Origin of the sequence: Aliiruegeria lutimaris (genome assembly GCF_900099935.1) — a bacterium.
GTDB lineage: Bacteria > Pseudomonadota > Alphaproteobacteria > Rhodobacterales > Rhodobacteraceae > Tropicimonas > Tropicimonas lutimaris.
The window spans coordinates 1-12,498 of sequence record NZ_FNEK01000105.1 but is presented as its reverse complement, the minus strand read 5'-3'; the positions used below and the strand labels follow the sequence as shown (position 1 = coordinate 12,498).

Here is a 12,498-nt window from a genome sequence, read left to right as displayed (position 1 = left end):
CCTGAGCGTCCGATACCGTGCGGGGCCTTCCAGGGCGATATTCGTCGGTCAGACCCTCGATCCGGTCCTTCACGAACCGCCTGCGCCACTTGCCCACCGTGTGCTCATGCACCCCAAGTCGCGCACCGACCTCCTTGCTTTGAAGCCCCTCCGCACAGAGCAGGATCATCCGACACCGGTCCGACAGCGAGCGCGGAGCCTTGTGCCGTCGGATCTGAGCCTCGAGAAAGCTGCGCTCATCGGCACTCAGAATCACCTCGTCTGCAACCCGGCCAACCATATCATCCCCCCGAAATCACTCGGATCAATGATACGAACTACAGTTCCAGGTGACTAGGGGGAGCGCTCGCTAGAGCGCGGGGGGGCGTAGCCCCCTTCGCCCGGCACATGGCGCTCGGAACACTGGTAGGTTCTCCGACCGGAGTCCCATGCCGCCGCGATTGCGCGACACCGCCGCAACGGAACAAACATGAGCAATTGAACTCCCGAGGGAGTTGCGCAGATTATCCGGAAGCCGGGAGATGTGCCATGCCAGTCGAAACAAGGATCTATTGCGAACACGGCCTCGTGTTTCACAGATTTTCCGGGATCGTTCGAATTTCGGACATCCAGACGGAGATGAAGCGCACGCTCGGCAACCCCGAATACCATGCCGGCATGAACGAGATCGTGGACCTTCGCGATGCCACGGAAACGGAAATCGACTTCCCGCGATTGCTCGGTCACACACGGCAACTCCAGACCCTTCAGGAAGATTCCGGCGTGAAAAAGACGCTCATCCTCGTCGCGGGCAACGAACTGGCCTTCGGGATGGCCCGCATGTTCCAGAATATCGCCGATGACGATGCCAGCCCGCTCAAGGTGCATGTCGTCACCGAGATAGAGGAAGCCAAGGGCAGTCTCGGGGTGGCGGATCTTCCGCTCTAGCTGGTCCCGTCACCCGGGTGAATGAGCGCTCGCCGGTAAAGATGCCAGGTCGCGTGGCCCAGCACCGGCAGCGCGATGAACAACCCCAGGAAAACCGGGACCATCGCTGCCAGCACGTAGACCGCGATGATGATCGCCCAGAGGAGCATCACGCCGATATTCTCCCGCACGGCTTCGAAGCTGAGCAGCATCGCGGTCATGAAGTCGATCTCCTTGTCGACCAGGAGCGGCAGCGAGAACGCCGTGAGCCCGAACAGGATGAAGGCCAGCACACCGCCTACGAGCAATTCGACCGTGATCATCGTGAGCCCGTTCGAGGTCAGGAATACGTCGAGCGAGGAGGTGACGTTGGTCATCACGCTCAGCCCCATGAAGAGCGCAAAGATCATGTGGGCGAGGAAGGAATAAAACAGGAAATACAAGACGATGATCGCGCCCACCCAGGGGATTTGCCGATCCTTTTCTTTCCAGATCACGCCGAAGATCTGGTAGAGATCGAGCGGTTTGCCCAACTCGATCCGCCGGCTCGTCTCGTAGAGACCCACGGCGGCAAATGGCGCCAGCAGCGGAAAGCCGAGCGCCAGGATCATCGTCTGCGTGACGAAACCGCCGGATACGAAGAACAAGACCAGGCCGCCAAGTACGTAGACGCCGCTGAAGACGATGCCGAACATCGGCGCCTTGCGGAAATCCTTCCATCCCATATCCAGGGCGTAGAGAATATCGGAACGGTCCAGTTCCGCGATATCCGGGCGCGGTGACGCCTGGATCTCGGTCGTGTCTGTCATGTGTCGGGCCTCCCCTCCCGGCTTCTGGCAAACAATGACGGCCAGAATGCCGCAGTTCTCGACAGATGCACGCTTTTTTTTGCCCTTAGGGCAGATTTCCTACCACCGCTGCGGTTTGCGCAAAAATCGACCGCACCCATGCCGCGGCGGCGGATGCAGGTTCTCCAACACAGCGCAGGGGCGAATATTCCGCCCGCCGGCCGCACTCGCCGGCTCGGAAACGACATGCTAGACACGCGCCAGACAAGTGAACAGGAGTCTCAGATGGCTGAACAAGGCACCCGCCAGACCCAAGGTCGCGGCCAGCGCTACGACAATGTACTGGACACGATCGGCGATACGCCGACGATCCGCATCAACCGCCTCGCGCCAGAGCATGTCACGCTCTATGTGAAGGCCGAGGCCTTCAACCCGGGCGGCTCGGTCAAGGACAGGCTGGCCGTGAACATCATCGAGGCCGCGGAGCGCGCCGGCACGCTCAAGCCGGGGCAAACCGTGGTCGAGGCCACCAGCGGCAATACCGGAATCGGGCTGGCCATGGTCTGTGCCCAGAAGGGCTATCCGCTGGTCATCACCATGCATGACGGTTTCTCGGTCGAGCGCCGCCGCCTGATGCGGATGTTCGGGGCCAAGGTTGTGCTGACGCCCAAGGCCGAAGGCGGCCTGGGCATGGTCCGCAAGGCCGAAGCACTGGCCGAAAAGAATGGCTGGTTCCTCGCGCATCAGTTCGAGACCGCGGCGAATGCCGACATCCACGAGGAAACCACCGCGCGCGAGATCCTGGCCGATTTCGATGGCGAGCGGCTGGACTACCTGGTGACCGGATATGGCACGGGCGGAACGCTCACTGGCGTCGGGCGTGTGCTGCGCAAGGAGCGCCCGGACACGAAGATCGTGCTGTCCGAACCGGCCAATGCGCAACTCCTTGGCTCGGGCGACGCGCAGGGACGCAAGGAAGACGGCGCACCGGCACCCCGCCTTCGAAGCGCATCCGATCCAGGGCTGGACGCCAGACTTCATCCCGCTGGTTCTGCAGGAATCCATTGATTCCGCCTTTTATGACGCGTTGCTCCCGGTGTCGGGGCCCGATGGCATCGCGTGGGCGCGCAAGCTGGCGGCGCAGGAAGGCATTTTCTGCGGGATCTCGGCGGGCGCGACATTCGCTGCCGCGATCAAGACCGCAGAGACGGCCGAACCCGGCTCGGTCATCCTGTGCATGCTGCCCGATACCGGCGAACGCTACCTGTCGACGCCGCTCTTCGAGGGGATCGCGGAGGAGATGACCGAGGAGGAAATGGAACTCGCCGTCTCCGTCTAGGCTGACAGGCGAAGCGACACGAACTGCGTCCGGGCCGACTGGCCCGGAATGTCCTAGCCGCGTGGCTCTTTTTGCCTTGCCCACGCCCTCGGCATCAGCCCCACCGCAACACCGCCGAGGATCAGCGCCGCAGCCAGCAAGGCCGTGGCGGTGACCGTTTCACCGAGAAGACCCGCCCCCATTGCCAGCGCCAGAACCGGCGCCGAAAGCTGCGCGAGCGCGCCTCGCGTCGCGCCGAGTTGCGGCAGAAGCATGTACCAAAGCGCGTAGCCCAGGGCCGAGGTAACACCGCCGGAGAGCACGGCAAGAAGGACGCCCTCGGCGCGGGGCATGTTTCCCGGAAAGAGCGCCAGCACCAGCAGGACGATGGGCAGGCAATAGACGAAGTTCCAGGTGGTTTCGCGCAGCGGGTCCCGCACCGCGCGGCCAAGCAGCGAATAGCATCCCCACCCAACCGCCGCGGCGACCATGAGCAGCGCCGCCTGCAACGGCGGTGCGGCACTCCCGGCAGGCCAGTTCAACACACCGATCCCTGCAAGCGCCATGGCCGTGCCAGCCCAACGCGCCGCGGGCGGACGTTCGCCCTCGCGCAGTGCTCCGAAAAACATCGTCACCTGCACGCCTCCGAACAGGATCAGCGCCCCGAGACCGGCATCCATGGAGACATAGGCGAAGGAAAAGCCGAGCATATAGGCCGCGAGCCCGACCACGGCGGGAACAGTGGGGCGCGGCAACCCTGGCGCTCCCCGGTCCCGAAATGCCAGCAGCACCAGCAGGACCGCAGCCCCCGCTCCGACGCGGATCGCGGCAAAACCGGCCGGTCCGATGGCGCCATCGGCCAGCGCGAGACGGTTCAGCACCGAGTTGGCGGCGAAGGCCACCATCGTCAAAGTCGTAAGAACAATCAGCCTCATCCGCGCGCGCCCTCGGAAACCGGTCCAACAGGCTCAGATGCTACTGCAGGGCCCGGTACGAAGCCATGGCCCCGGGCATCACCTCCGCATCAGGCGCGCGGGGTCAGTCCTCGGCCCGGGCCTCGGAGCGACTCTTGCCGGCCACGTCCATGGCGAGCGTCGCGGCCATGAACCCGTCGAGATCGCCGTCGAGAACGCCGGCGGTGTCAGAGGTCTCGTAATTGGTCCGAAGGTCCTTCACCATCTGGTAGGGCTGCAGCACGTAGGAGCGGATCTGGTTGCCCCAGCCGGCTTCGCCCTTGGCGGCATGGGCCTCGTTGATGGCCGCGTTCCGCTTGTCCAGCTCCATCTGGTAGAGGCGCGATTTCAGCGCCTTCATGGCGATGTCGCGGTTCTGGTGCTGGGATTTCTCCGAGGAGGTCACGACGATCCCGGTCGGCAAGTGGGTGATCCGCACTGCCGAGTCCGTGGTGTTGACGTGCTGACCGCCGGCGCCCGAGGAGCGGTAGGTGTCGAGCCGGATATCGGCGGGATTCACCTCGATCTCGATATTGTCATCGACCACCGGGTAGACCCAGACCGAGCTGAAGGAGGTGTGCCGCCGCGCAGAGCTGTCATAGGGCGAGATCCGCACCAGCCGGTGCACGCCGCTCTCCGATTTCAGCCAGCCATAGGCGTTGGGTCCGGAGATCTTGTAGGCCGCGGATTTGATACCGGCCTCTTCGCCGGCACTCTCGGATTGCAGTTCGACCTTGTAGCCCTTCTTCTCCGCCCAGCGGACATACATCCGCGCCAGCATGGCGGCCCAGTCACAGCTCTCCGTGCCCCCGGCCCCGGAGTTGATCTCGAGGAAAGTGTCGTTGCCATCGGCCTCGCCGTCCAGAAGTGCCTCGATCTCCTTCTCGGCGGCTTTCCCGGCCAGCGTCTTGAGCGCTTGCTCGGCCTCGGACACGACCTCGGCATCGTCTTCCATCTCGCCCAGTTCGATCAGCTCGATATTGTCTTCGAGCTCCTGCGCGATGCCTTTGTATGTGGCAATCGAGTCGACGAGCAGCTGCCGCTCCCGCATCAGTTTCTGTGCGGCCTCGGGGTTATCCCAGAGCGTCGGATCCTCGACGCGCGCATTGAATTCCTCCAGCCGGTAATCGGCGGTCTCCAATCCCAAGCGCTGCCCCAGCAGCGCAAGGGACTTGCGGATCGCTTCAACGGTATTCTGGGTCTCGGCACGCATTGTCGTTCTCCTGAATGAGACCTGCGTCTTAGCGTGGCGCCGCATCCGGGGCAAGCAAGCGCCCCGGTTTCGCATGACAATTCTCCCCGGAATCGTTCGGGGGGATTGCCGTCGAGCAGAGCTCGAACGGCGGTGGCGCCGCTGCGCGGCGCAGGATCAGTAGAGACCGCCCGAACTGAGCGAGCCGAAGCTCGCCTTTGGCGCGATCTGCACCTTCTTGCCGGTCGAGGTGGTGACGGTCCTGGCCTCATCGTCGCCTTCACCGCGGGCGAACATCGGCACGTTGGAACCCATGACGAAGCCACCGTCGATGGCGCCGGCCAAGCCGAAGATCGGATCCTCGCCCTCGCGGAAATACTCCGCGACCACGTAATCGCCTTCGGCGTTGTCGGGCAGACGAGCACCGGAAAAGCGGTCGATCTTCACAAAGAAGCCGCCCGGCGGAACTTCGAACGGGCCGCCGCCATATTTGGCGATCGCCTCCTTCATGAAGCGCGAGAAGACCGGGCCGCACATACCGCCGCCCGACGCGCCACGGCCGAGCGAACGCGGCTGGTCGTAGCCGATATAGCAGCCAGCCGCGATATTGGAGGTGAAGCCGATGAACCAGACATCCTTGGCGTCGTTGGTGGTGCCGGTCTTGCCGGCCACGGGCACGCCGAGTCCCGCCGCGCCGACCGTGCTCGCCGCGGTACCCCGCTCGACCACGCCGCGCATCATCGAGGTGAGCTGGTAGGCGGTGACCGCGTCGATGGCCTGTTTTCGCTGCGAGATAATGCGGGGCGACATGCCCGGCTGGAGCTCCACAAAATCGCAATCGGGACAGATGCGCCGGTCCTGCCGGTACACGGTCGCGCCCCAGCGGTCCTGAACCCGGTCAACCAGCGTCGGCTCCAACCGTTCGCCGCCATTGGCGAACATCGAATAGGCCGAGACCATCTTGTAGAGCGTCGTTTCCTGGCTTCCGAGCGCGTTTGCCAGGTAGCGGCCCAGATGGTCGTAGACGCCGAAATCCTCCGCGTAGCGAGCAACGGTGTCCATCCCGATCTCCTGCGCGAGGCGGATCGTCATCAGGTTCCGCGAGCGTTCGATACCGGTCCGCAGCGGCGTGGGCCCGTAGAACTTGTTCGAGGCGTTCTTGGGCCGCCAGACGCCCTGCGGTGTGTTGATCTCGATCGGCGCGTCAACGACGATCGTTGCCGGGGTGTAGCCGGAATCGAGGGCCGCGGCATAGACGAAGGGCTTGAAGGAGGAACCCGGCTGGCGCGTAGCCTGCGTGGCGCGGTTCAGCTCCGATGTCTGGTAGGAGAAGCCGCCCTGCATGGCCAGAACGCGCCCCGTATGGACATCCATCGCCACGAAGGCGCCCTGCACTTCCGGTTCCTGACGAAGCGTCCACCGCAGGAATTCGCCGTCCTTGGTCATCTGGCGGACATGGACAACGTCTCCGGGCTCGAAATTGTCGAAGAAATTGCCCTGGATCCATTTGATATCGTCGCGCGGAACGCTGATCGTGCCTTCCACGGTCTCGGCACCAAGTGTCAGCGACTGTTCGGCCACCTTGAGAACGACGGCAGGGTACCACTGGCCCTCCAGCTCGATATCTCGGGCGATATTCACTTCCGCCAGCGCGGCGCGCCAGAGGGTCTCATCACCTAGGGTTTCGGTCGGAACCGTCTTGCCACTTCCCCGCCAACGGCCACGGCTGCGATCGTAGTCCTCCAACGCCTTGCGCAGAGACGCGGTCGCCTCGATCTGCAATTCCGGATCCACGGTCGCCCGGATCGCCAGACCGCCGCCCAGGAATTCGTCCGTGCCGAAATCGCCGGAAAGCTGCCGGCGGATCTCGTCGGTGAAGTAATCGCGCGGCGGCAGAGCGTTACGGAAGGAGTCGAAATCGCCATTCTGCACCGACCGCAGCGGCATCTCGCGTTCGGCCTCGTAGGTCTCCCGGTCGAGATAGCTGTTCTGGTACATCTCGCGGAGCACGTAGTTTCGACGGTTGGTGGCCTCCTGCATCTCGCGCACCGGGTGGTAGTTCGACGGCGCCTTGGGCAGGGCTGCCAGATAGGCGGCCTCATGCGGCTCCAGATCAGTCAGGTTCTTGTTGAAATAGGTCTGCGCGGCAGCGGCCACGCCATAGGAGTTCTGGCCGAGAAAGATCTCGTTGAGGTAAAGCTCGAGGATCCTTTCCTTGTCCAGCGCCTGCTCGACCCGCGCGGCAAGGATGATCTCCTTCATCTTCCGCTCAATGGAACGGTCGGAAGACAGCAGGAAGTTCTTCATCACCTGCTGGGTGATGGTCGAGGCGCCCCGCAGGCGCCCGCCCTGCGCGGCATCGACCACGGCCGAGGCGATGCCCATCAGGTCATAGCCCTTGTGCTCGTAGAAATTCTTGTCCTCGGCCGAGATGAAGGCCTGTTTCACGAGGTCCGGAATATCCTCCGCTGGCACGAAGAGACGCCGCTCCAGCGCGAATTCGTCGATGATGCTGCCTTCGACATTGTAAACCCGGCTGATCGTCTTGGGCGTATAGCGCGCAAGATCCTCGTGATCGGGCAGATCCCGGCTGTACATCCAGATCACGCCACCGGCGATCAATGCCACGAAAAGCATGCCGGTAACGATTAATGTGAAGATGCCTCCGAAGAAGCGAAGGATGGCACGGAGCATGCAATGTCCTGTCTTTGGCTGGCGCGGTTATACGCAAGGCATGCGGGGCGGTCAAAACCAACCGTCACGAGAATGCGCGACCTGCCGCCTGCGGGGGTGATCACAATTGCGTATTCTCGTCGGGTTTTCCCCCGCGTTGTCCTGTCAGACGTTCGCCGAGGGGCAATCCTTGGTCGTTTCCGCAAAAAACTTGCAATTTGCCGTCTGCGACGGCTCGATCCCACCATGCGTCGGAATCGCCCCTCTGCCGAAGAAATCCTTGCGACCTACGCGGCCGTCGGCCCGCAATGGGCCGCCGAACGCTCGCAGGCCCTGTTCGAGCGGGGCTGGTTGCAACGTTTCGTGGAGGTCGCGCCGGGACGGGAGGTTCTCGATATCGGCTGCGGGGCGGGACAGCCGATCGCGACATGGCTCGAGGGCGCCGGGATGCGCGTCACGGGCGTGGACGGGGCCGCCGCGCAATGCGCCCTCTTTGCCCGCAACCTGCCAGCGCGCCCGGTGCATCACTGCGACATGCGCGCCATGGCGCTTGGGCACAGGTTCGACGGCCTGATCGCGTGGGACAGCTTCTTTCACCTGACGCCCGACGCACAGCGCGGCATGTTCCCGGTCTTTGCCAATCATGCCCGGCCCGGTGCGGCGCTCCTGTTCACCTCCGGCCCCTCGGCCAGCATCGCCTATGGTTCGGTTGCGGGAGAGCCTGTCTATCACGCGAGCCTCGCCCCGGAGGAATACCGCGCATTGCTGAACGCAGCGGGCTTCGCGGTGCTGGACTTCGTGCCCGAGGATCCCGATTGCGACAAGCATACGGTCTGGCTTGCACGCTTTGCCGGCGAGGCTACTGGCGTTTGACGGCGGCGCGGGCGCGATCCTGCACATCCCACGCCTGGAGCGCGTCCACGATGGCCCCCTGTGCCGCGGCACGCCATTCCGGATCCTGCAGCTTTTCCAGCTCTTTCGGGCTCGACATGAAACCGATCTCGACCAGGACGGAGGGGATATCCGGCGCCTTCAGCACCGAGAAGGCCGCCTGTTCGCGTGGCCGCTTGTGCAGCCGGACATCCGCCTTCCGAAACCCTTCCAGCAGCGCCTCGGCCAACGCTTCGGTCCGCGGCGTCGTTTCGGTCCGGGCGATGGACATCAGCACCCGTGCAACCTCGTCATCCTGCCCCGAGAGATCAACGCCGGCGAGCAGATCGGCCCGATCGTGGCGTTCGGCCAGTTTGGCCGAGGCCGCGGAGGAGGCCTCGTCGGAGAGGGTGTATATCTGGGCACCGCGGGCGATTCCCTCGCTCACTGCGTCCGCATGCAGCGAAAGCAGCACTTCGCCGTTGGCGCGCCGGGCCACGTCGATTCGCGCCTCGAGCGAAACGAACTCGTCCTTGGTGCGGGTCAGAACGGCGTCGAAACCCTCGGCGCGCAAGAGCGCATCACGCAATTCGAGCGCGAATGTCAGCACGAGATCGGCCTCGTGCACGTCCCCCCGCACTGCGCCGGGATCTATGCCGCCATGGCCAGGATCGATCACCACCGTCAACACGCCGTCATCGACCCCGCGTTTGGCGGGCTCGATCGCCGGCGGCGCGGCCTCTACCGAGGGGCCGGCGCGCGCAGCGAAGCTCGTCGGGTCGGTTTCGCGCAAGACGATCTCGATCCGTGCGGAGCCATCCGAGCGCTCCGTCTCCATCCCGGCCGACTGGACGGCATAGGGCCCATCGAGATCGACCACCATGCGGGACCAGCCGGCCTGTATCAGGCCATGCCGCACCGCCGTGACCGCCTGGCTGACCCCGAGTTCTCCATCGCGCAGTGTGCCGAAATCGGCTTCGCGGAAATCGACGACGAGGCGCGGCGGATCGGCCAGGGTCGTCACCTTGTAGGGAATCGGCTGGCTCAATGTGAGCACGAGATCGAAGCCATCCGGGTGATTCACGATCTCCGAACGCTCCGCATCGAGCCGCGCAACCGCGAAAAGCCCCTGCGCATTGGAGGCGAGGGGAAAACACATCATCACCACGGCAAGAACTGCGAGGAGGCGTTTCATGATACTGCTCGGGATTGCCCCTGTTTGCCGAGACCATAGGCGCAGCGGCGCATGAAGGCAAACCGCCGGTTCGGCGGCGGTGGCGCCACAGCGTGGCGGCCAGTCAGCGGCGATTCATGAATACCCGCAGCCGCTCCAACCCCTCGGCGATATCGGCTGTGGCACGCGCATAGGAAAAACGCAGTGTGCCCTTCCCCCGCTTTGGGTCGAAATCGAGCCCCGGAGTCACGGCAACACCCGCCTCGGCCAGGATCTCGCGGCTGAAGGCAAGGCTGTCCCGGGTCAGATCAGACACGTCGGCATAGACGTAGAAAGCGCCATCGGGCGGCGCGATGCGGTCGAAACCGGCGCGCGGCAGGCCGTCGAGCATCAGGCGGCGGTTCTCTGTATAGACGTCCAGGTTGGCCTGAAGTTCCACATCGCAATCCATCGCGGCCAGCGCCGCGACCTGGCTGACATGGGGCGGGCAGATGAACATGTTCTGCGCCAGCCGCTCGTAACGGCGAATTTCGGCTTCCGGCACCACCATCCAGCCGACACGCCAGCCGGTCATGGAGAAATACTTGGAAAAGGAGTTGATGACACAGACGTCGTCGCTGATTTCCAGCGCTGAAACGGCCCGCCCCTCGTATTGAATGCCGTGATAGATCTCGTCGGAAACAAAAGCGGCGCCGATCTCGGCCGCACGCCCGATCAGCCCGGAGAGCGCCACTGTGGACAGCATTGTGCCCGACGGGTTGGCCGGAGAGGCGACGATCAACCCGGCTAGATCGGCAGGCACGTCTTCCGGCACCGGTTGCAGACGGTTTTCCAGCGAGGTGGGCAGGCCGACCGGTTGCAGACTCAGCGCCTTGAGAATCTGCCGATAAGACGGATAGCCCGGCTCTCCCAGCCCGACGCGGTCCCCGGCCTCGAAGAGCGCGGTGAAGGCCAACAGGAAAGCCCCCGAGGAACCCGGCGTGACGATGACACGGTCCGGGTTCAGGTCCAGCCCGTACCAGTCCTTGTAGAGTGTCGCGATGCGCTGTCGCAGCGCCGGAAGGCCGAGCGCCACGGTATAGCCCAGCGGATCGCTTTCCAGCGCCCCTACCACCGCCGCGCGCGCCCCGGCCGGCGCCGGGGTGCCGGGCTGGCCAACTTCCATGTGAATGATGCTCCGTCCGGAGGCCTCTGCCTGCCGCGCCGCCTCCATCACGTCCATCACGATGAAGGGATCGACCTCGCTGCGCCTTGAAGCACGCATCGCTTTCTCCTTACTCTGGCGTCAGATGCGCATATCTCAACCGGTGCGGGGGCAGTCAATGGCAGCACACAGGGCTTTTTCGGGCTTCGCCGCCATCGCGGTGGCAACTTCGACACTATTCGTTGTCGCCAATTCAGCCCACAGGCAATGTACGACCGGTTGCGGGATATGACCAATCATGCGAAACGCGCATGGGGATGCTGCCCCATGGCTTCACCGGCAGGCATTCCGCCGCGCCGCAAGAAAAAGGAAGACCCGCAAATGAAAGCTCTTCTCCCTGCCGCGGTGATGGCCGCGGGCCTTGCCTTGCCAGCCTCGGCGCTCGACCTGGGCTCCATGAGCGACGCTGAACGCGAGGCATTCCGTGCCGAGGTACGGGCCTACCTGCTGGACAACCCGGAAGTGATCATGGAGGCCGTTGCGGTTCTGGAAGACCGCCAGGAAGCGGCCCAGGCGGCGGGTGACGTGGAACTGGTCAGGGCGAACGCGGCCGATATCTTCGACAGCGAAACGAGCTGGGTCGGTGGCAATCCGGAGGGCGATATCACAATCGTCGAGTTCGTCGACTATCGCTGCTCCTATTGCCGAAAGGCCTATCCCGAGGTGAATCAACTGGTGGCCGATGACGGTAACATTCGCCTGATCCTGAAGGAATTCCCGATCCTTGGCGAGCAGTCGGTCGCCTCCTCCCGCATGGCGCTGGCGACGCGAATGGCCTTCGGAGACGAGGCTTACAAGGCGGCGCACGATGTCCTCATCAACTTCCGCGGCGAGGTGAACCCGGTCTCGGTCAAGGCGCTGGCCTCTGATCTCGGCCTTGATGGCGACGTGATCCTTCAAAAAATGGACAGCCCCGAGGTGGACGCGATCATCGCCGAGAACCACGCCTTGGCGCAGCGTTTGCAGATCTCGGGAACCCCCACCTTTGTCGTGGGCGATCAGCTGCTGCGCGGCTACGTGCCCTATGCGGGCATGCAGAACGTCGTGGAAGAGCAGCGAGACGGCGGCTAGAGCGTGTCGCGTTTAATCGGCCTCATAGCCTGCGGCTTTGAAGTAGTTGTAGCATTCTTCGTCCGAGAAGAGGTTGCAGACCTGTCCGACGGCGGCCCAGAGTTGGTCATAGGTTCGCGCGGCGGCCTTCCTGATCAGTGTCTTGAGTTTCGAGAAGGCCATCTCGATGGGATTCAGATCTGGGCTGTAGGGTGGCAGGAACAGGAACCATGCACCAATCGCGCGTAGGGACGCCGCTGCGGCCGGGGCTTTGTGGCTCGACAGGTTGTCGAGTATGACAACGTCGCCTTCGCGCAGCGTCGGCCCCAGTTGGGTTTCGATGTAGAGGGCGAACATTTCGGCATTCATC

Annotated in this window: 11 protein-coding genes and 1 pseudogene; 4 read left to right on the top strand and 8 right to left on the bottom strand. The window is 63.9% G+C overall.

What is annotated here, in order from left to right:
• Positions 1–280: helix-turn-helix domain-containing protein (locus BLR85_RS25930; protein WP_139188557.1), on the bottom strand; the 280-nt coding region annotated here is incomplete at its 3' end.
• A gap of 248 nt (positions 281–528) precedes the next feature.
• Here BLR85_RS25930 and BLR85_RS25925 point away from each other — a divergent pair.
• Complete coding sequence (locus tag BLR85_RS25925) at positions 529–927, top strand: hypothetical protein (protein ID WP_093164284.1); 399 nt, start codon at positions 529–531, stop codon at positions 925–927.
• Here BLR85_RS25925 and BLR85_RS25920 read toward each other — a convergent pair.
• Positions 924–1,715 carry a DUF2189 domain-containing protein gene (locus BLR85_RS25920; protein ID WP_093164282.1) on the bottom strand — a complete coding sequence of 264 codons (792 nt, stop codon included), beginning with the start codon at positions 1,713–1,715 and terminating at the stop codon, positions 924–926. The genes BLR85_RS25925 and BLR85_RS25920 overlap by 4 nt on opposite strands.
• Before the next feature lie 264 nt (positions 1,716–1,979).
• Between BLR85_RS25920 and cysK the strand changes: the two are divergent.
• Positions 1,980–3,033 (top strand): annotated as a pseudogene (gene cysK / locus BLR85_RS25915) (cysteine synthase A).
• Positions 3,034–3,086: 53 nt separating this feature from the next.
• On the opposite strand, the gene BLR85_RS25910 reads toward cysK, so the two are convergent.
• The 3 genes from BLR85_RS25910 to BLR85_RS25900 all read right to left on the bottom strand — a co-directional run bounded on the left by BLR85_RS25910 (position 3,087) and on the right by BLR85_RS25900 (position 7,851).
• A complete protein-coding gene (locus BLR85_RS25910) occupies positions 3,087–3,947 on the bottom strand; it encodes a DMT family transporter (RefSeq protein WP_093164280.1) in 861 nt (286 codons plus the stop codon).
• Positions 3,948–4,050: 103 nt separating this feature from the next.
• Entirely contained in the window at positions 4,051–5,178 is a 1,128-nt protein-coding gene (gene prfB / locus BLR85_RS25905; RefSeq protein ID WP_093164278.1) for a peptide chain release factor 2, read from the bottom strand.
• Positions 5,179–5,334: 156 nt separating this feature from the next.
• A complete protein-coding gene (locus tag BLR85_RS25900) occupies positions 5,335–7,851 on the bottom strand; it encodes a penicillin-binding protein 1A (RefSeq protein ID WP_093164276.1) in 2,517 nt (838 codons plus the stop codon).
• A 225-nt stretch (positions 7,852–8,076) separates the two neighbouring features.
• Between BLR85_RS25900 and BLR85_RS25895 the strand changes: the two genes are divergently transcribed.
• A complete protein-coding gene (locus tag BLR85_RS25895) occupies positions 8,077–8,703 on the top strand; it encodes an SAM-dependent methyltransferase (RefSeq protein WP_093164274.1) in 627 nt (208 codons plus the stop codon).
• Here BLR85_RS25895 and BLR85_RS25890 read toward each other — a convergent pair.
• Together BLR85_RS25890 and BLR85_RS25885 are read right to left on the bottom strand one after the other, a co-directional pair.
• Complete coding sequence (locus BLR85_RS25890) at positions 8,690–9,895, bottom strand: N-acetylmuramoyl-L-alanine amidase (protein ID WP_093164272.1); 1,206 nt, start codon at positions 9,893–9,895, stop codon at positions 8,690–8,692. The two genes, BLR85_RS25895 and BLR85_RS25890, sit on opposite strands and share 14 nt — an antisense overlap.
• Before the next feature lie 103 nt (positions 9,896–9,998).
• A complete protein-coding gene (locus BLR85_RS25885; protein ID WP_093164270.1) occupies positions 9,999–11,138 on the bottom strand; it encodes a pyridoxal phosphate-dependent aminotransferase in 1,140 nt (379 codons plus the stop codon).
• A 261-nt stretch (positions 11,139–11,399) separates the two neighbouring features.
• Here BLR85_RS25885 and BLR85_RS25880 point away from each other — a divergent pair, with 261 nt between their 5' ends.
• Complete coding sequence (locus BLR85_RS25880) at positions 11,400–12,149, top strand: DsbA family protein (RefSeq protein ID WP_093164286.1); 750 nt, start codon at positions 11,400–11,402, stop codon at positions 12,147–12,149.
• 12 nt (positions 12,150–12,161) lie between these two features.
• Here the strand turns inward: BLR85_RS25880 and BLR85_RS25875 are convergent.
• Positions 12,162–12,498, bottom strand: a 337-nt coding sequence (locus BLR85_RS25875) for a transposase (protein ID WP_093164268.1), incomplete at its 5' end; no start/stop codon positions are given.

Coding starts and splice junctions, on each gene's coding strand:
- BLR85_RS25925 (WP_093164284.1), top strand. CDS start 529: ATGCCAGTCGAAACAAGGATCTATTGCGAACACGGCCTCGTGTTTCAC.
- BLR85_RS25920 (WP_093164282.1), bottom strand. CDS start 1,715: ATGACAGACACGACCGAGATCCAGGCGTCACCGCGCCCGGATATCGCG.
- BLR85_RS25910 (WP_093164280.1), bottom strand. CDS start 3,947: ATGAGGCTGATTGTTCTTACGACTTTGACGATGGTGGCCTTCGCCGCC.
- prfB (WP_093164278.1), bottom strand. CDS start 5,178: ATGCGTGCCGAGACCCAGAATACCGTTGAAGCGATCCGCAAGTCCCTT.
- BLR85_RS25900 (WP_093164276.1), bottom strand. CDS start 7,851: ATGCTCCGTGCCATCCTTCGCTTCTTCGGAGGCATCTTCACATTAATC.
- BLR85_RS25895 (WP_093164274.1), top strand. CDS start 8,077: ATGCGTCGGAATCGCCCCTCTGCCGAAGAAATCCTTGCGACCTACGCG.
- BLR85_RS25890 (WP_093164272.1), bottom strand. CDS start 9,895: ATGAAACGCCTCCTCGCAGTTCTTGCCGTGGTGATGATGTGTTTTCCC.
- BLR85_RS25885 (WP_093164270.1), bottom strand. CDS start 11,138: ATGCGTGCTTCAAGGCGCAGCGAGGTCGATCCCTTCATCGTGATGGAC.
- BLR85_RS25880 (WP_093164286.1), top strand. CDS start 11,400: ATGAAAGCTCTTCTCCCTGCCGCGGTGATGGCCGCGGGCCTTGCCTTG.